The sequence below is a fragment of the Amycolatopsis sp. NBRC 101858 genome, assembly GCF_030269325.1.
Taxonomy (GTDB): Bacteria; Actinomycetota; Actinomycetes; order Mycobacteriales; family Pseudonocardiaceae; genus Amycolatopsis; species Amycolatopsis ponsaeliensis.
Genome location: NZ_BSTD01000002.1, coordinates 2,035,304 through 2,050,987, shown reverse-complemented (window position 1 = coordinate 2,050,987; position 15,684 = coordinate 2,035,304). Strand labels below are relative to the sequence as shown.

Genomic DNA, 15,684 nt, shown 5'->3' with positions numbered 1-15,684 from the left:
GGTAGACGGGGCCCCGTGAGCCTACCCGCGCGGGCCCGGCACCGCCGTGCACGCGAGTGCGGGGCGCGGCGGCGTCAACCCGCGCTGTCGGAGAGCCACGTCATCGTGACCGTCGTGCCGTCCTCGCGGTGGACCTGCGCGCTGTGGTCGGCGAGGCTGTCGATGAGCAGCAGGCCGCGGCCCCGCAGCCCGTTCGTCGCCGCCGGGGCGCGCCAGGCCCCGTAGTCGGTGACCGTCACCGTCAAGCGCCCGTTCTGCGCCTCGGCGCGGACGTCGACGAGGCCCGCTTCGCCGTCGTGGTAAGCGTGTTCGGCGGAGTTGGCCATCGCTTCGTACCCCGCCAGGACGACGTCCTCCTGGCGTTCTTCGTCCAGGCCGAGCGTGCCCAGCCAGACCGCCAGTGCTTCGCGCAGCTCCGGCAGCCGGTCCGCCACGGCGGCAATGCGCCGGTGGAACGTCACCGGTGGCGCGGGCGCGCCCGGGGGGAGGGGGTCCGTCATGCTCCGTCCTCTCCGCGGTGACGCACGTGGATCAGCGCGATGTCGTCGTCGTGCCGGCCGTGGGTGAGCTCGTCGACGAGCTTGTCCCACGCCGTGCCGAGGTCGGCCGCGGCCAGCAGTCCCGGGATGCCCGCCAGGAGCCATTCCACACCCAGGGTGAGATCCCGCGTGCGGCTTTCGACCAGTCCGTCGGTGTAGAGCACCAGGTCCGCGCCGGCCGGGAACCCGGTGGTGCGCTGGGGAAACTCCGCGCCGACGCCCAGCGGCTGCGCCAGCGCCTCGCCGATCTCCTCCGGCGCGGTGCCCGGGCGGACCAGGATCGCCGGCAGGTGGCCGGCGTTCGCGAAGGTCAGCGTGCCGTCGTCCGGCCGGTGGACCGCGTAGAAGCAGGTGACGAAGCTTTCGCCGAACAGCCCGCCGGTCAGCGCGGAGACGTTGCGCAGCACCTCCGACGGGGGCAGTTCGAGCAGCGCGTAGCAGCGGATGGCCGTGCGGACCTGGCCCATCACGGTCGCGGCCGTGACGCCGTGGCCGACGACGTCGCCGATGACGAACGCCGTCGCGCCGGACGGCAGCCGGATGACGTCGAACCAGTCGCCGCCCACCTTGCTCCCGGTCGCCGCGGGCAGGTACCGCGTGAACACGTCGAGGCCGGGGGTCTCCGGCACGACCGGCAGCATGCTGCGCGACAGCTCCGAAGCGAGGGTGCGCTCGCGCTCGTACAGGCGGGCGTTGTCCAGCGCGATGGCCGAGTAGGCGGCGATGCCCTCGGCGAGGTACTCGTGCCGCGCGGTGAACCGGTCCGGCTCCGAGTGGCCGAGGAAGAACCCGCCCAGCACTTCGCCGCTGGTCGGGCTGAGCGCCGACACGGCCAGGTAGCTGCACACGGGCAGGTGCCCGGCCGGCATCCCGTGGTGGGGCGCGTTCTTCCCGAACCGCGGGTCCCGCGTGATGTCGGGGCTGCGGACCGTGCCGGTGCCGTCGAAGGTCGGCGCGAACACCTCGGTGTTGCGCGGCATGGGGAACCGCTCGAACGCCGTGCGCGGGACGCCCGAAATCGTGTACAGCGTGTAGGACTCGCCGAGCTCGTCGACCAGGTTGTAGAAGAACGCGCCGAACTCGGCACCGGTCGCCTTCGTGGCCGCGTCGGTGGCGTCCTGCACGATCCGGTCGATGTCGAGCTGCGCGGTCAGTTCCCGGCCGGTGGAGTGCAGCGCGTCGAGCACCACGGCTTCACCCCGCAGCCGGCGCACGGTGCCCGCCAGGTGGGCGGCCGCGGCGTCGATCGCGGCGGCGACGGCGGACGGCGTCCCGCCGATCTCGTCGGTGGTGTAGACCAGCGCGTCCTGCTCGTCGCCGGTGACGGCGATCGCGCCGGTGATCTCCCGGCCCGGCACCAGATCCGCCAGGAGCGCGCGGCCGGTCACGGCGACCGCGGCGTGGTCGCCGAGCACCGAGCGTGCTTCGGCCGGGGAGAGGAAGCGGACCTCGGTGGCCACGGGGGTTCCGGAGCCGTCGGCGAACGCCCGGCGCACGGCGCCGAGCAGCTCGTCGAACCCCGGCGCGGTCATCCGGCGGCCAGTGCCTCGGACAACGACGGGTAGATGGCGAGCTCGTCGGTCAGCCGGGTCAGCTGCAGCGGCCGCAGGGTGATCCGGCCGGTGGCCACCACCCGCAGCGGCGCGGACACCGTCCGCCCGCGGTGCGCCCGCACGAGCTCGGCCATCCCGGCGGACGCCAGGAAGGTGACCCCGGTCAGGTCGATGACGAGGACCGCGGGCGCCAGGCGCGCGGCTCGCTCGGCCAGCTGCCGCAGTTTCGGCGCCAGCGCGAGGTCGAGGGCTCCGTCGATCCGGAGCACGGCGGTGCCGTCCCGGTCTTCCAGCGTCACCGTGCCCGCTGAGCTCGCGGCGGCACCGAGGGTGTTCCCGGTCTCGTCCGTTTCGGCCATGCCGACCATCCTGCCTGTTCGTACCGGGTGCGCAAGGCGGGACGCGGTGTTGAAACGGCGGTGGGCGTGGCGGGAGGGCATGATTGGCACCGGTTGAGCAGACAGCCTTCGTGATCAAGCATGCCCACCGGAAATCCCGGGGGTGTTGCCGAAGGCGAGGAGACGAAACACGATGACGGAACACATCCACAGTGAAGGCTCGGCCACCGCTGTGCCATTCGGCGAGTTCCGGATCGCCCGAACGGAGCAGAGCGGCGCGATCGTCGTGGAGGTCGCCGGGGATGTGGACACGACCACCGCGCCTGCTCTCGTCCAAGCCGCCGCGGAGGTGCTGGCAGCCGGCCCGCGGCTGCTGGTGGTCGACCTGACCCGGGTGGACTTCCTCGCCTCGCCCGGCCTGACGGCGCTGCTGACCATCCACCGCGACGCCGGCCCCGGCACCGTGGTGCGGATCGTCGCGGCCGGCCGGGCGACCCTGCGCCCGATCCAGCTCACCGGGCTCGAAGCGAGCCTTTCGCTGTTCCCGACCCGCGAGGCGGCGCTCACCGCGTCCTGAACGACGTCCCGGCCGGGTCAGCCGCCGGCCGGGACGTCCTGGCGCCGGATGGCCAGCAGGGCGACGTCGTCCTGGGCCGCCCGGCTGCCGATCATCTCGGCCATCACCTGCGCGCAGACCCGGTCGGGGTCCCCGGCGCGCAGGGCTTCCGCCAGCTGGCTCATCCCGGCGTCCACCGGCCGGTCGCGGCGCTCGACCAGGCCGTCGGTGTAGAACGCGAGCACGCTGCCCGGCGTCAGCGCCACCGCCGTCGTGCGCCGCCGGGGCTGTCCGATGGTCAGCCCGATCGGGGGGTCGGGCGGCACGTCCAGCAGCCGGCCCGGTTCACCCGGCTCGGCCTGCACGGGCGGCAGGTGGCCGGCGAGCGACAGGGCGAGGGTTTCGCGGCTCGGCTCGACGACCCCGTACGCGACGGTGGCCATCGCGCCGTGCTCGAAGTGGTTGGCCTTGCGGTCGAGCTTCGCGAGCACGTCGGCCGGGTTCTCGCAGTCGAGGGCGTAGGCGCGCAGGGCGCTGCGCAGCCGTCCCATGATCACGGCGGCCTCGAGACCGTGGCCGGAGACGTCGCCCATCACGACGCCGACGCGGTCGCCCGGGAGCGAGAACAGGTCGTACCAGTCGCCGCCGAGGCCGCTTTCCGCGCCGGGCACGTACCGGGCACCGAACGTGAGACCGGGCAGGTCGGGCAGGCTGTTCGGCAGCAGGCTGCGCTGCAGCGCCATGGTGGCGGTGCGGTTCTCTTCGAGCGCCTCGACCTGGATCGCCATGGCCAGGCGGTCGGCGAGCAGCTGCAGGGTGCCGACTTCGCCCGGGGTGAACCGCCGGGGCGCGACGCACCCGATGTGCAGCACCCCGACGAGCTCGCCCGCGGCGACCATCGGCACGCCGAGCATGGCGTTCAGGCCCCGCTCCCAGAGCAGGGAGTTGACGACGGTGGTTTCGTCGACGTGGTCCAGGACGACGGGAGTGCGTTCGAGCGCCACCCGGCCGGCGAACCCGCTGCCGATCGGCACCCGGACGCCCTGGTGGACCTCTTCTTCGATGCCGGCGGCCGCGAAGGCGACCAGTTGACGGCCGCTGGCCTGGTACCGCAGCACGGTCGCGGTGTCGACGTCCATGCCCTCGCGCAGGCGCTGCAGGGTCTCGGCGAGCAGCGCGGCGAGACCGAGGTGCTCGGCGGGCGCGCCGATGATCGTCTCCAGCAGCTTGAGACGATCCTCGGCGTCGAGACTTCGCGACATGGACCGACCCTAGCCGGGAGCCCTTGGCGCGCCTAACCATCCCGGGTTTCGTCGGCGGGTCCCCGCGGGTACCAGCCCCGGCGTGAGCGTCGACTTGGAGTGGGTGGCCGTGGTCCGCCACGGTGAGAGCACCGGGAACGTGGCCCGGGAGGCGGCGGAGTCGGCGGGGGCGGACGTGATCGAGGTCGCCGAACGCGACGCCGACGTCCCGCTGACCGACCTGGGCCGGCACCAGGCGAAGGCCGCGGGGGCGTTCTTCGCCGAGCGCCCGCCGGACCTCGTGGTCACTTCGACCTACCGCCGGGCCCGGGACACCGCCCGCCTGGCCGCGCCCGTCGGCGTGCGGATCGTCCCGGACGAGCGGCTGCGCGACCGCGAACTCGGCGTCCTGGACCTGCTGACCTCCCACGGCGTCCGCGAGCGCTGGCCCGACGAGCTGCGCCGCAAGCGCCGGCTGGGCAAGTTCTACTACCGGCCCCCGGGCGGCGAGTCCTGGGCGGACGTCGTGCTGCGGCTGCGATCCCTGCTGAACGAGCTCAGCGCGGACCACCCCGGCGCGCGCGTCCTGCTGTCCGCGCACGAGATGACGATCTACGCGCTGCGTTACCTCCTCGAAGGACTGCCGGAGCCCGAGCTGATGCGCGCCGCCGGGGCCACCGAAGTCCCGAACGGCTCGGTGACGACGTGGGAGCGCGACCCCGACGGCGCGTTCACCATGGTGCTGGCCCAGCAGGTCGCCCCCTTGCCGTCCTGAGGCTCACCGCTGCGCGGTCGGCCGCACGACCAGCTCGTTGACGTCGACCCCTTCCGGCTGGCTGATCGCGTAGGAGATCGCCCCGGCGATCGTGTCCGGGGGGAGCGTCACCGCGCGGTACGCGCGCATCGCTTCCCGCGCGCCGGGCTCGGTGATCGTGTCGGCCAGCTCGGACTCGACGACGCCCGGCGACACCGTCGTGACGCGGATGCCGGGATCGGCCTCCAGCCGCAGGCCTTCGGTGATCGCCCGGGCGGCGTACTTCGTGGCGCAGTAGACCGCGGCGGTCGGCACGACCTCGTGCGCGCCGGTGGAGGCGATCGTCACGAAGTGCCCGCCGCCGGCGCGCCGGAAGTGTGGCAGCGCGGCCGCGATCCCGTGGAGCAGGCCGCGGACGTTGACGTCGAGCATCCGGTCCCACTCGTCGACGTGCAGGGAGTCCAGGCGCGACAACGGCATCACGCCGGCGTTGGCGACGAACACGTCGAGCCGGCCGTGGGCTTCGACGGCGGCGTCGGCGAAGGCGGCGACGTCCGCGCGGTCGGTGACGTCGAGGCGGTGCACGTCGGCCGTGCCCCCGGCGTCGTGGATTTCCTTCGCCAGCGCGGTCAGCCGGTCTTCCCGCCGCGCGCCGAGCACGACGTGGTGGCCTTCGCGGGCCAGCCGCAGCGCGGTGGCGCGGCCGATGCCGCTGCTGGCGCCGGTGATGAGGACGATCTTCACGAGTTCTCCTTGGCCGGGAAGTCGGCACCGAGCGTGGTTTCGCGCCAGGCGTCGAAGCCCGCCCGGAGGGTGTCGAGGCGGGCGGTGGCGATGTCGTAGGCGGCCTTGCCCAGGAGCAGCCGCAAGGGCGGCTCGGGGGCCTCGACCGCGGTCAGGATCGCCTCGGCCGCACGCACCGGGTCACCCGGCTGGTGGCCGTAGGTCGCGGTGGTCGCGGCCCGGCGGGCGCCGGCTGTCTCGGCGTAGTCGTCGATGCGGGTCGCCGACTGGCGCATGGAGGGTCCGGACCAGTTGGTCCGGAACGCGGCGGGCTCGACGATCGTCACCTTGATGCCCAGCGGCGCCACTTCGGCGGCCAGAGACTCGGAAAGGCCTTCCACGGCGAACTTCGTCGCGTGGTAGTACCCGGTGGCCCCGAACGCGGCGAGCCCGCCGAGGGACGACACGTTCACGACGTGCCCGCTCCGCCGGGCCCGCATGCCCGGCAGCACCGCGCGGGTGACGTCGGCGAGGCCGAACACGTTGGCGTCGAAGAGCTTCCGGACCTCGTCGTCCTCGCCTTCCTCGATCGCGGCGAGGTAGCCGTAGCCGGCGTTGTTGACCAGGACGTCGATCCGGCCGAATGCCGCTTCGGCCTGCTTCACCGCGTCGGCGACCTGAGCGTGGTCGGTGACGTCGAGCGGCAGCACCAGCGCGCGGTCGCCGTGCCGTGCGACGAGGTCGGCGACCTGCGCGGGGTCGCGGGCCGTGACCACGGCTCGCAGGCCGCGGCCGAGCACGGCTTCGGCCAAGGCGCGGCCGAGGCCGGTGGAACAGCCGGTGATGAACCAGTTTTCGGGCATGACGAAGTACTCCGTCCTCGGTGGTGGTGGTGACAGAAAGGGGTTTCTAGCTCGCGGCGAGACTGCCGAGCAGGGCGAGCGCGGCTTCCGACGGGCTGCCGGGCTCGGCCTGGTAGACGACCAGCTGCTGGCCGGGCGCGCTGTTCACGGTCAGCGCCTCGTAGCTCAGCACGAGCTCGCCGACCAGCCGGTGGTGGAAGCGCTTGGTCTCGTGCGTCTTCTGCCGGATGTCGTGGCGCGCCCACAACCGGCGGAAGTCCGCGCTCTTGACCGACAGCTCGCCGACCGTCTCGATCAACCGGGGATCGTCCGGATCGAGGCCCGCGGCCACGCGCAGGCCGCCGACGGTGTTGACCGCGACGCGCTCCCACTCCGGGTAGAACTCGCGCGCGTCCGGGTCGAGGAACACCAGCCGGACCAGGTCACCGCTGTGGGTGTGCCCGCCGAACAGCGCCTCGCCCAGCGCGTTGTGCGCGAGCACCTCGAGGCACCGGCCGAGCACCAGCGCGGGGGTGTCCGGCCAGCCGTCCATCAGCCGCAGGAGGTTCGGGCTGACCTGCTCCCGCCGCCGCGCGCGACGCCGTTTCGGCGCCGGCTGCGCCAGCCGGTGCAGGTGGGCGGTGGCGTCCTCGTCGAGGGCCAGCCCGTGGGCCAGCGCGTCGAGGACCTGCGCCGACGGATTCCGCTCCCGGCCCTGTTCGAGCCGGACGTAGTAGTCGGTGCTGACGCCGGCCAGCACCGCGACCTCCTCGCGGCGCAGCCCGGCGACCCGGCGCGCCCCGCCCGCGGGCAGGCCCAGCTCCGCCGGGCCCACCTGTTCACGGCGGGCCCGGAGGAACTCCCCGAGTGCGTTCTCCGCCGATGCCCCCGCCGCCGCCCTCAACGGAGGAGCTTCGCGCCGCGGGTCTTTCTGAGCCATGATCCGAGGCTAACCCGGCCCGGGAGGGGAAGGGAGGTCGTGGCGCACCCACCCTCACGTGAGCCGGATCGGCTCCCCGTCCCGCTCCGGCTGCAGCAGCGTCGCGGTGGCTTCGCGCCCGTCGACGTCGAAGGTCATCACGGCGTTCCCGAAGTGCGGCCCCGACACGCAACCCCAGGTCAGCGGCGCGGGCGGGACCCCGGCCCGGCGGGCCAGCCCCTCGCTCAGCCGGGTCAGCCCCCGCGCCCAGCCCGCGCGGAACAGGCGGTTCATGTACCAGGGGACGGTGTTGTGCACCGGCGAGCAGGTGAGCTGGTGCACCGGCGCCCCCGGGAGGTCGGCCCGCGCGACGTACGCGTGGTGGACGTCGCCGGAGAGCACGCTCACCGACGCCGGGCCGTCGTCGGCGACCCGCCCGATCAGCCGCGTCAGCCGGGCGAACGACTCGCGGAAGGCCGGCCAGTGCTCGAGGTCGGCGAACTGCCGGAACCGCTCCGACAGCCGCCCGACGAGTCCCGGCCGCTCGCAGAGGCGCTCGTTGAGCGACTGCGCGGCCGACAGCGCGGTGGGCATCAGCCACGGCAGCGACGTCCCGATCAGCAGGTGGTCGAACTCGCCGGAGGCCTGCTCCTCGATCCAGCGGAACTCCGCCTCGCCGATCATCGAGCGTTCGCCGCCGCCGAGGATCCGCCCGGCCCGCGAGTCGATGACCAGCAGCCGGACCGGGCCGAAGTCGCGCCGGTAGGACCACCGGGTGCCCTTCGCGCCGTCGGCTTCGCGGTCGGCGTGGTCGGCGAACTCGCGCAGCAGCTGCGCGTTGTCCACCCCCGAGGTGCTCACCCGCTGGTAGAGGTCGTCTTCGGCCAGCTCGTGCGGCCCGAGGTTGCCCAGGTGCTGGTAGACCCAGTACGACGCGAGCGCGCCGCGGATCCGCTCCGGCCACCACGAGGTCCCGGCCATCTCCTCGCGCCAGGCCTGCGAGGTGTTCCAGTCGTCGCGCACGTCGTGGTCGTCGAAGATCATCGACGTCGGCACGGTGGACATCAGCCAGCGCACCGCCGGTTCGCACCAGGCTTCGAAGTACAGGTGGCAGTACTCCTCGAAGTCGGCGACCTCCTTGCCGGGCGGCTGGCTCGTGTCACGCCGGGTGGCGAGCCACTCCTGCGTCGCGTCGGTGGTTTCGTCGGCGTAGACCTGGTCGCCGAGCAGCAGCAGCGACTCGGGCCACTCGGCTTCGTCGAGCCGGGCCATCCGGTGGGCGTACGCGGCGAGCGCGTCCGGCCCGAGCGCGTCCTCCTCCCGCGGCTTGCGGCACGACCCGAAGACCAGCCGGAACCGCGGGTCGTCCGGGGCCAGCGTCCGGATCCGGCTGGGCGGCAGGTCGCTGCCGGGGTCGGGCCAGACGAGCTCGCCGTCGAGCCGGACCTCGTACGGCGTGCTGCGCCCCGGCTCCAGCCCGGTGAGCACGACCAGGGCGTAGTGGTGCCCGGACACCTCGAACGTCCGCGCTTTCGCTTCCGCGACAAGGACTTCGCACGGGCCGCCGGTCTCGACCCAGATCGTCGCGGAGGTGGCGTCGACGTGCCGGAGCAGCGGTCCCAGGAGGAGCTCGGTCATCCCCGGATCCTTTCAGCAGTACGGCGGGTCGGCAGTTCGAAAGGTCCCGAAACATTCCGATAATCGTTGACCGGTTCCGGGCCGCGAACGAACGATCGTCACAGCTGCGCCCTGCTCCCGGAAAGGATTGACTCGAGTGCGAAGACTCTGCACCGCCCTCCTCGCCGCCGTTCTGTCGATCGCCGCCGCCATCGTGCTGGTGATCACGGCGCAGCCCGCGTCGGCCGCCACGCTGACCCGCGTGACCGGCTTCGGCACCAACCCCAGCAACCTCAACATGTACACCTACGTCCCCGACCACGTCGCGGCCCGCCCGGCGCTGCTGGTCGCCCTCCACTACTGCACCGGTTCGGCTTCGGCGGTCTTCAACGGCTACGCGCGCGACTACGTCACCGCGGCCGACCAGTACGGGTACGTCATCGTGTTCCCGGAAGCCACGCGCAGCGGGCAGTGCTTCGACGTCTCCTCACCGCAGGCCCTCACCCGCGGCGGCGGCAGCGACCCGGTCGGCATCCTGTCGATGGTCGGCTACGCCAAGCAGCACTACAACGTCGATCCCGGCCGCGTGTTCGTCACCGGGTTCTCCTCCGGCGCGATGATGACGAACGTCCTCGCCGCGGAGTACCCGGACGTCTTCGCCGCCGGTTCGGCGTTCATGGGCGTCCCCGCCGGCTGCTTCGCCACCACCGACGGGTCGAGCTGGAACAGCCAGTGCTCGGGCGGGCAGCTCGTCAAGACCGCCCAGCAGTGGGGCGACCAGGCCCGCCAGATGAGCGGCGGGCAGGCCGGCCCGTACCCGCGCATGCAGCTGTGGCACGGCACCGCCGACGACACCCTGCGCTACCCGAACTTCGGGGAGGAGATCAAGCAGTGGACGAACCTGCGCGGGGTGAGCCAGACACCGTCGTCGAGTGACGCTCCGCAGTCCGGCTGGACGCGCACGCGCTACGGCGCCACCGGCACGCAGGCGCCGGTCGAAGGGATCAGCGTCCAGGGTGCCGGGCACGCTCTGCCGCAGAACGGGATGGTGGCGTACGCGATCGCGTTCCTCGGCCTGAACAGCGGTGGCACGACCACGACGACGACTTCTCCGCCGCCGTCCGGCGGCACCACGCTGGGTGGCGCGGCGAACGGGACCGGGCGCTACTTCGGCACCGCGGTCTCGGCGGGCAAGCTCTCGGACAGCGTCTACACCGGCATCCTGAGCCGCGAGTTCTCCATGATCACCCCGGAGAACGAGATGAAGATCGACGCCACCGAGCCCTCGCAGGGCCAGTTCAGCTACGGCAACGCCGACCGGATCGTCAGCCAGGCGACGAGCCAGGGTGCCCGGATGCGCGGGCACACGCTGGCCTGGCACGGGCAGCAGCCCGGCTGGATGCAGGGCATGGAGGGGTCCGCGCTGCGCTCGGCGATCCTGAACCACGTCACCCAGGTCGCGACCCACTACCGCGGGCAGATCTACGCCTGGGACGTCGTCAACGAGGCCTTCGCCGACGGCAGCTCCGGGGCCCGGCGCGACTCGAACCTGCAGCGCACCGGCGACGACTGGATCGAGGCGGCGTTCCGCGCCGCGCGGGCGGCCGACCCGGGCGCCAAGCTCTGCTACAACGACTACAACACCGACGACTGGAACCAGGCGAAGACCCAGGCCGTGTACCGGATGGTCCAGGACTTCAAGTCCCGCGGCGTGCCGATCGACTGCGTCGGCTTCCAGTCGCACTTCAACGCCAACAGCCCGGTGCCGTCGAACTACCGGACGACCCTGCAGAGCTTCGCCGCCCTCGGCGTGGACGTGCAGATCACCGAGCTGGACATCGAAGGGTCGGGCACCACGCAGGCGGACAACTTCCGGACGGTCACGAACGCCTGTCTCGCGGTCGCGCGCTGCACCGGCATCACCGTGTGGGGCATCCGGGACACGGACTCGTGGCGGGCGTCCGGCACGCCGCTGCTGTTCGACGGCAACGGCCAGAAGAAGGCCGCCTACACCGCGGTGCTCGACGCGCTGAACGGCGGCACCACCCCGACGCCGACCACCACGCCCACCACACCGACGACGACCACGACCCCGCCGCCGGGCGGGTGCACCGGGACCTACGCCAAGACGGCGGAGTGGAACGTCGGCTTCAACGGCCAGGTGACGGTGACCGGGTCGAACACCTGGGTGCTCACGATGACCTTCTCGGCACCCCAGAAGGTCATCGGCAGCTGGAACTACACGGGCACCTGGGACAGCACCGGGTACGTGCTGACCGCGCGGCCCAACGGGAGCGGCAACGTCATCGGGTTCACCGTGCAGCACGGCGGGAACCTGACGGCGCCGACCGTGACCTGCTCGGCGGGCTAGAACAACCGGCCGACCTCGTCCGCGGGCGGCTCCTCCAGGCTGAGGAGGAACCGCTTGCGGTCGAGGCCGCCGGCGTACCCGGTCAGGCCGCCGCTGGTGCCGACCACGCGGTGGCAGGGCACGATGACGCTGATCGGGTTCCAGCCGTTGGCGTTCCCGACCGCCTGCGCGGCGCCGGGGTCGCCCAGCTCGGCGGCCAGCTGCCCGTACGTGCGGGTCTCGCCGTACGGGATCTTCGTGAGCAGCGCCCAGACCTGCTTCTCGAACGCCGAGCCGCGCGGCGCGAGTTCGAGGTCGAACTCGCGCCGCGTGCCCGCGAAGTACTCGCCGAGCTGCTGCTCCGCCGCCTCGAAACCGTCGTCCACGCGAGGTCCGAGATCGGTGACGCGGGGCGTGCGCAGGTGGCCGTCGAAGTAGAGGCCGATGAGCGCGGTGCCGTCGCCGACCAGGGTCAGCGGTCCGATCGGTGACGCGATGACGGCGTGCTTCATGGCGCTCAGCTTACGGGTCAGCCCTGGCTGGTCTTCACCGAGAGCGAGTCGATGCTCATCTCGGCGCCGGGCGTGATGTCCGCACTCGGGGAGGTGCACCCGCAGACCTTGTTCGGGTAGGAGCCACCGATCGCGACGTCGAAGATGACGAAGAAGCCGTGGTCGACAGCGGCCTTCCAGGTCGCGTCGGACACCTGGTTCTGCTTCACCGCGAACGTCTGGTTGCCGTCGAGGTAGAAGCGCAGCTCTTCGGCCGCGGCGTCACGCCGGTCCACGACGACGGAGTAGCTGTGGTAGCCGTCCTGGCAGCCGGCGCAGTCCTGCAGGTCGCTGGTGATGCCGTCCGGGTCGTGGCACTCGCCCTGCCACTGTCCACAGTGGAAAGTAGTGGAGTGCTTGCTCAGGGCGTTGACGTCCTCCATGATGTCGAGCTCGCCGATGCTCGGCCAGTTCGTCGCGCCGACCGGGCGGGCGTCGGCGCCCATCGCCCAGAACGCCGGCCAGTAGCCGAGGCCACTTGCGGGGGAGGGCTGCTTGAGCGTCGCGCTGATCTCCAGCTGACCCCCTTCGGGGGCGGCGAAGTCGGTGCGCTGCGTTTCGATCCGGCCGGACGTCCAGTTGCCCGCGGCGTCGCGCAGCGGCTTGATCGCCAGATGGCCGGCGCCGTCGTGGTAGACGTTGTCGGTCGAGTTCGTGGCCGTCTCGATTTCGCCGGTGCCCCAGTTGGCCGCGCCGCCGGGGTAGCCGGTTCCCGTGTCGTACAGCCAGTCCTGGGCGCTGAGGCCGGTGCCGGCGGCGCCGTCGAAGTCGTCCTGGAACACGGTGGTCCACTCGTCGGCGGCGTGGGCCGGAGCGGCGGCCAGGACGAAGGACAACGTGGCCAGCACGGCGGTGAGCCGCTTGACGGTGCGCATGGAGGTCTCGCTTCCTGAGGGGAATGGGGCCGTCCACGACCTGCGAGGTCGTCCACTGTCACCGCCGGTTCGCGCCCGCGTCAAGGGATGTGCCCGGAAGTACTCCGCACCCGGTACCCGTGGGCAGTCCCGGGGGAGTCGCGTTTGGAATTCGCCGCGGCGGGGCAACGCGCGGGCCGGCTGATGCGGTGGTCTGGACCTTCTTTCGAAGGGTTGCCAGGTAACGAAAGTGGAGTCATAGTTTGTTGACGTCCACAACGAATCCCTGCGAACCGTCCTCGGACGTCCATTATGGACTCCGCCGTATCCTCAACGTGGAGGACACCATGATCTCCCGTCGCTCGTTCCTCAGCCTCACGGCGGCGACGCTCGCCACGGCCACCGCGCTGCCCCTCGCGCGGTCCGCCTACGCCGCGACGCCGGACACGTTCGGCCTCAAGCTGGTCAACAACTCGGGCTCCGGCACCGTGTACGCCTACGTCACCGGCACGACGCCGGACGGGCGCCTGGTGCTGCTGCGTGCCGACGGCACGCCGTACTACCCGGACTCGCCGTCGGCACCGACGACGCCGCTGCCGGAGGACTGCGCCATCCCGATCGCCTCGGGGGCGCAGGTGTCGGTGCCCAAGATGGGCGGCGCGCGCATCTACGTCGTCACCGACGCGAAGCTCGACTTCTTCCTCGACCCGGGCCCGAACCTGGTGCACCCGAGCTTCCTCAACTCCGGCGACGCGAACTACGGCAAGAACTGGTCGTTCAGCGAGTTCACGTTCAACGACACGCAGCTGTTCGCCAACATCAGCTACGTCGACTTCGTCGGCATCCCGATGGGACTTTCCCTGACCACGTCCGGATCCGGTACGTCAACGGTCAACGGGCTGCCTGCTGGTTCTCTGGACCAGATCGCCTCGGCGCTGACCGCTTTGGGCGGCGAATGGGGCGGGCTGGTGCAGACGGGCGGCAGCGGCAACCTGCGCGTGCTGTCCCCGCACCACCACGCGACGCAGTTCGGCGGCTACCTCGACGCCTACATCGACCAGGTGTGGCAGAAGTACGCGGGCACGGACCTGGTCGTCGACTCGCAGAACCCGGGCGTGGGAACGTTCACGGGCCGCGTCTCGGGCGACCAGCTGGTGTTCGGCGCCGAGTCGTTCGCCAAGCCGGCGACGGCGGACGTGTGGAGCTGCGACAGCGGCCCGTTCGCGCTGGCGGAAGGCGCGAGCGACGCGCGCAAGGCGATCGTCCCCCGCCTGGCCGCGGCGCTGAACCGGACGACGTTGCTGGACAACCCGAACCAGCCCACGGGCGAGGACCCGGCGAAGTTCTACCAGGGCGACGTGACCAACCACTACGCGCGCATCGTCCACTCGAAACTCCCGGACAACAGGGGGTACGCGTTCCCGTACGACGACGTGAGCCCGGGCCCGGACTTCAGCGGAGCGGTCTTCGCGGGCGACCCCGAGGTGCTGACGCTCACGGTCAACGCGGCGCACGGCTGAGGCAGTGCGAAAACTGTCGGTGGTGACGGCTAGCCTCATGGCATGAACACGGACGACGCGACGGTCCCGGCGGACCAGCTGACCAAGGGCCAGTGGTTCTGGCACGAGCCGGCGCCGGGACTGCCCGCGTGGCAGCTGCAGGTGACCTCGGCGGAGTTGCGGGAGGACTCCGTCGAGATCTTCACCACGGACGAGGAGAGGGAACTGGTTTCGTACCCGCGGAACCGGCTGGTCCGGCTGGCCGGAGCGGCCTGAGGGGGTTGTGAGGTAGGACACTGGGGGAATGGCGGGGCGGATTCGGCTGTTGTAGCGAGCTGAACCGCTTTCGCTGCCCTGCGGGGATGCCGGTTGCGGGACAGGGCCAGTTCGGGTTCGTCGCGAAGCTCGCGACGACGAAGATCCCGCGCCCGGACATTCGGTGCTGGCCGGTCGGTCTGCCGGCCAGCCGGCGCAAGTCGCCGTGCGAAGCCTGTGTCGTGCAAGCCGTCGCCGGGCAAAGTCCTCTGCGTGCAACGCTTGCTGCGTAAGCATCTGCGCTCGGCTGCACCGGCCACCCGCAATCTCGGTGGGCGCACAAACTCGCCCGCAACCGCAGTGGTCGCGCGAAGTCACCCGAAACCCCGGTGGTTGCACAATCTCACCCCGCAACTCCGGTGGTTGCGCAAACCCGCTCGAATGTCGCCCGGTCAGGCCGGGTTCTGATCCCTCAGTGCCGCTGGGCGCCAGGTCATGCGGACCGTTGTGCCGTCGGCGCTCGTGTCGATGTCGGACTGGTCCGTCACCTTGTCGATGAGCACCAGGCCCCGGCCACCCGAGGTGCGCAGGCCTGCCTGGCGCGGGCGGGTCGCCGAAATGCCGCAACCCGTGTCCGTCACCGTGATGGTCACCGCGTCGCCGGTGCGGGCTGCCTGGAGGCGGGCCCAGCCGTGGCCGTCCGGGTAGGCGTGGGCGGCCACGTTCGCCAGTGCCTCGTACGTGGCCAGCGTGATGTCGTGCGTGCTCGCCGGGTCGAGTGGGAGCTCGCCCAGCCAGCGGGTCAGCTTGCGGCGCAGGTCCGCCATCTCGTTCGGCAGCGCGGGCGCCAGCTCTTCGAACGTCGAGGTGACCACGGCGCCGGCGCGGGTGCGCGCCGGGGACGTGGTCCCCGGTTGGTCGGCGTCGGTGGCCTCGCCCACGTCGAGGCCAGGTTCCGGGGTGTGTCGGTACACGATCCGCTCCCATCGTCCGCCGTGGTTTCCCCCGTGCTCAGGGCTTCCTCTGGAGAGCTACCCAACGCCACCGGGTCTTACCCGTTGTGCTTTCCGTGACGTCGCGCTAACGTAAAGGT

The 15,684-nt window shown here is 71.8% G+C and carries 16 protein-coding genes; 5 read left to right on the top strand and 11 right to left on the bottom strand.

The window, feature by feature from the left end; translation table 11 throughout:
- Nucleotides 1-74: 74 nt before the first annotated feature.
- From QSK39_RS22525 to QSK39_RS22515, 3 genes are read right to left on the bottom strand one after another with little or no spacing between them, the layout of a single operon-like run.
- Nucleotides 75-500 carry an ATP-binding protein gene (locus tag QSK39_RS22525; protein WP_285479747.1) on the bottom strand — a complete coding sequence of 142 codons (426 nt, stop codon included), beginning with the start codon at nucleotides 498-500 and terminating at the stop codon, nucleotides 75-77.
- Nucleotides 497-2,071 carry a PP2C family protein-serine/threonine phosphatase gene (locus QSK39_RS22520; RefSeq protein ID WP_285479746.1) on the bottom strand — a complete coding sequence of 525 codons (1,575 nt, stop codon included), beginning with the start codon at nucleotides 2,069-2,071 and terminating at the stop codon, nucleotides 497-499. The genes QSK39_RS22525 and QSK39_RS22520 overlap by 4 nt, the downstream gene beginning before the upstream one ends.
- Entirely contained in the window at nucleotides 2,068-2,451 is a 384-nt protein-coding gene (locus tag QSK39_RS22515) for an STAS domain-containing protein (protein ID WP_285479745.1), read from the bottom strand. The genes QSK39_RS22520 and QSK39_RS22515 overlap by 4 nt, the downstream gene beginning before the upstream one ends.
- Nucleotides 2,452-2,623: 172 nt before the next feature.
- On the opposite strand from QSK39_RS22515, the gene QSK39_RS22510 reads away from it, so the two are divergent.
- On the top strand, nucleotides 2,624-3,007 hold the full coding sequence (locus QSK39_RS22510) for an STAS domain-containing protein (RefSeq protein WP_285479744.1): 384 nt from the start codon (nucleotides 2,624-2,626) through the stop codon (nucleotides 3,005-3,007).
- 17 nt (nucleotides 3,008-3,024) lie between these two features.
- On the opposite strand, the gene QSK39_RS22505 is transcribed toward QSK39_RS22510, so the two are convergent.
- On the bottom strand, nucleotides 3,025-4,248 hold the full coding sequence (locus QSK39_RS22505) for a PP2C family protein-serine/threonine phosphatase (protein ID WP_285479743.1): 1,224 nt from the start codon (nucleotides 4,246-4,248) through the stop codon (nucleotides 3,025-3,027).
- A gap of 82 nt (nucleotides 4,249-4,330) precedes the next feature.
- Here QSK39_RS22505 and QSK39_RS22500 point away from each other — a divergent pair, with 82 nt between their 5' ends.
- A complete protein-coding gene (locus tag QSK39_RS22500; protein WP_285479742.1) occupies nucleotides 4,331-5,002 on the top strand; it encodes a histidine phosphatase family protein in 672 nt (223 codons plus the stop codon).
- A 3-nt stretch (nucleotides 5,003-5,005) separates the two neighbouring features.
- On the opposite strand, the gene QSK39_RS22495 is transcribed toward QSK39_RS22500, so the two are convergent.
- From QSK39_RS22495 to QSK39_RS22480, 4 genes are read right to left on the bottom strand one after another with little or no spacing between them, the layout of a single operon-like run.
- Nucleotides 5,006-5,725, bottom strand: a complete 720-nt coding sequence (locus QSK39_RS22495) for an SDR family oxidoreductase (protein WP_285479741.1) — start codon at nucleotides 5,723-5,725, stop codon at nucleotides 5,006-5,008.
- Nucleotides 5,722-6,567, bottom strand: coding sequence for an oxidoreductase (locus QSK39_RS22490; protein WP_285479740.1), 846 nt, complete (start codon nucleotides 6,565-6,567; stop codon nucleotides 5,722-5,724). Before QSK39_RS22490 ends, QSK39_RS22495 begins: the two co-directional genes overlap by 4 nt.
- Nucleotides 6,568-6,613: 46 nt before the next feature.
- Entirely contained in the window at nucleotides 6,614-7,486 is an 873-nt protein-coding gene (locus QSK39_RS22485; protein WP_285479739.1) for a helix-turn-helix transcriptional regulator, read from the bottom strand.
- 54 nt (nucleotides 7,487-7,540) lie between these two features.
- Nucleotides 7,541-9,103 (bottom strand): alkaline phosphatase D family protein, encoded by a 1,563-nt coding sequence (locus QSK39_RS22480; protein ID WP_285479738.1) that lies wholly within the window; start codon nucleotides 9,101-9,103, stop codon nucleotides 7,541-7,543.
- A gap of 136 nt (nucleotides 9,104-9,239) precedes the next feature.
- Here QSK39_RS22480 and QSK39_RS22475 point away from each other — a divergent pair, with 136 nt between their 5' ends.
- Nucleotides 9,240-11,453 (top strand): extracellular catalytic domain type 1 short-chain-length polyhydroxyalkanoate depolymerase, encoded by a 2,214-nt coding sequence (locus tag QSK39_RS22475; protein WP_285479737.1) that lies wholly within the window; start codon nucleotides 9,240-9,242, stop codon nucleotides 11,451-11,453.
- Here QSK39_RS22475 and QSK39_RS22470 read toward each other — a convergent pair.
- Complete coding sequence (locus QSK39_RS22470; RefSeq protein WP_285479736.1) at nucleotides 11,450-11,944, bottom strand: methylated-DNA--[protein]-cysteine S-methyltransferase; 495 nt, start codon at nucleotides 11,942-11,944, stop codon at nucleotides 11,450-11,452. The two genes, QSK39_RS22475 and QSK39_RS22470, sit on opposite strands and share 4 nt — an antisense overlap.
- 17 nt (nucleotides 11,945-11,961) lie before the next feature.
- The gene (locus QSK39_RS22465; protein ID WP_285479735.1) at nucleotides 11,962-12,858 is read right to left on the bottom strand and encodes a glycoside hydrolase family 16 protein; all 897 of its coding nucleotides are present in this window, start codon (nucleotides 12,856-12,858) and stop codon (nucleotides 11,962-11,964) included.
- 326 nt (nucleotides 12,859-13,184) lie between these two features.
- Here QSK39_RS22465 and QSK39_RS22460 point away from each other — a divergent pair, with 326 nt between their 5' ends.
- Nucleotides 13,185-14,357 carry a glycoside hydrolase family 64 protein gene (locus tag QSK39_RS22460; RefSeq protein WP_285479734.1) on the top strand — a complete coding sequence of 391 codons (1,173 nt, stop codon included), beginning with the start codon at nucleotides 13,185-13,187 and terminating at the stop codon, nucleotides 14,355-14,357.
- Nucleotides 14,358-14,399: 42 nt separating this feature from the next.
- Nucleotides 14,400-14,612, top strand: coding sequence for a hypothetical protein (locus QSK39_RS22455; protein ID WP_285479733.1), 213 nt, complete (start codon nucleotides 14,400-14,402; stop codon nucleotides 14,610-14,612).
- A 431-nt stretch (nucleotides 14,613-15,043) separates the two neighbouring features.
- Here QSK39_RS22455 and QSK39_RS22450 read toward each other — a convergent pair whose 3' ends face one another.
- Nucleotides 15,044-15,565 (bottom strand): ATP-binding protein, encoded by a 522-nt coding sequence (locus tag QSK39_RS22450; RefSeq protein WP_285479732.1) that lies wholly within the window; start codon nucleotides 15,563-15,565, stop codon nucleotides 15,044-15,046.
- Nucleotides 15,566-15,684: the final 119 nt, after the last annotated feature.

What these genes read in the sequence shown, in the direction of transcription:
- QSK39_RS22470 (WP_285479736.1), bottom strand. Translation starts at nt 11,944, where the DNA reads ATGAAGCACGCCGTCATCGCGTCACCGATCGGACCGCTGACCCTGGTC.
- QSK39_RS22490 (WP_285479740.1), bottom strand. Translation starts at nt 6,567, where the DNA reads ATGCCCGAAAACTGGTTCATCACCGGCTGTTCCACCGGCCTCGGCCGC.
- QSK39_RS22520 (WP_285479746.1), bottom strand. Translation starts at nt 2,071, where the DNA reads ATGACCGCGCCGGGGTTCGACGAGCTGCTCGGCGCCGTGCGCCGGGCG.
- QSK39_RS22485 (WP_285479739.1), bottom strand. Translation starts at nt 7,486, where the DNA reads ATGGCTCAGAAAGACCCGCGGCGCGAAGCTCCTCCGTTGAGGGCGGCG.
- QSK39_RS22480 (WP_285479738.1), bottom strand. Translation starts at nt 9,103, where the DNA reads ATGACCGAGCTCCTCCTGGGACCGCTGCTCCGGCACGTCGACGCCACC.
- QSK39_RS22510 (WP_285479744.1), top strand. Translation starts at nt 2,624, where the DNA reads ATGACGGAACACATCCACAGTGAAGGCTCGGCCACCGCTGTGCCATTC.
- QSK39_RS22465 (WP_285479735.1), bottom strand. Translation starts at nt 12,858, where the DNA reads ATGCGCACCGTCAAGCGGCTCACCGCCGTGCTGGCCACGTTGTCCTTC.
- QSK39_RS22505 (WP_285479743.1), bottom strand. Translation starts at nt 4,248, where the DNA reads ATGTCGCGAAGTCTCGACGCCGAGGATCGTCTCAAGCTGCTGGAGACG.
- QSK39_RS22455 (WP_285479733.1), top strand. Translation starts at nt 14,400, where the DNA reads ATGAACACGGACGACGCGACGGTCCCGGCGGACCAGCTGACCAAGGGC.
- QSK39_RS22515 (WP_285479745.1), bottom strand. Translation starts at nt 2,451, where the DNA reads ATGGCCGAAACGGACGAGACCGGGAACACCCTCGGTGCCGCCGCGAGC.
- QSK39_RS22460 (WP_285479734.1), top strand. Translation starts at nt 13,185, where the DNA reads ATGATCTCCCGTCGCTCGTTCCTCAGCCTCACGGCGGCGACGCTCGCC.
- QSK39_RS22525 (WP_285479747.1), bottom strand. Translation starts at nt 500, where the DNA reads ATGACGGACCCCCTCCCCCCGGGCGCGCCCGCGCCACCGGTGACGTTC.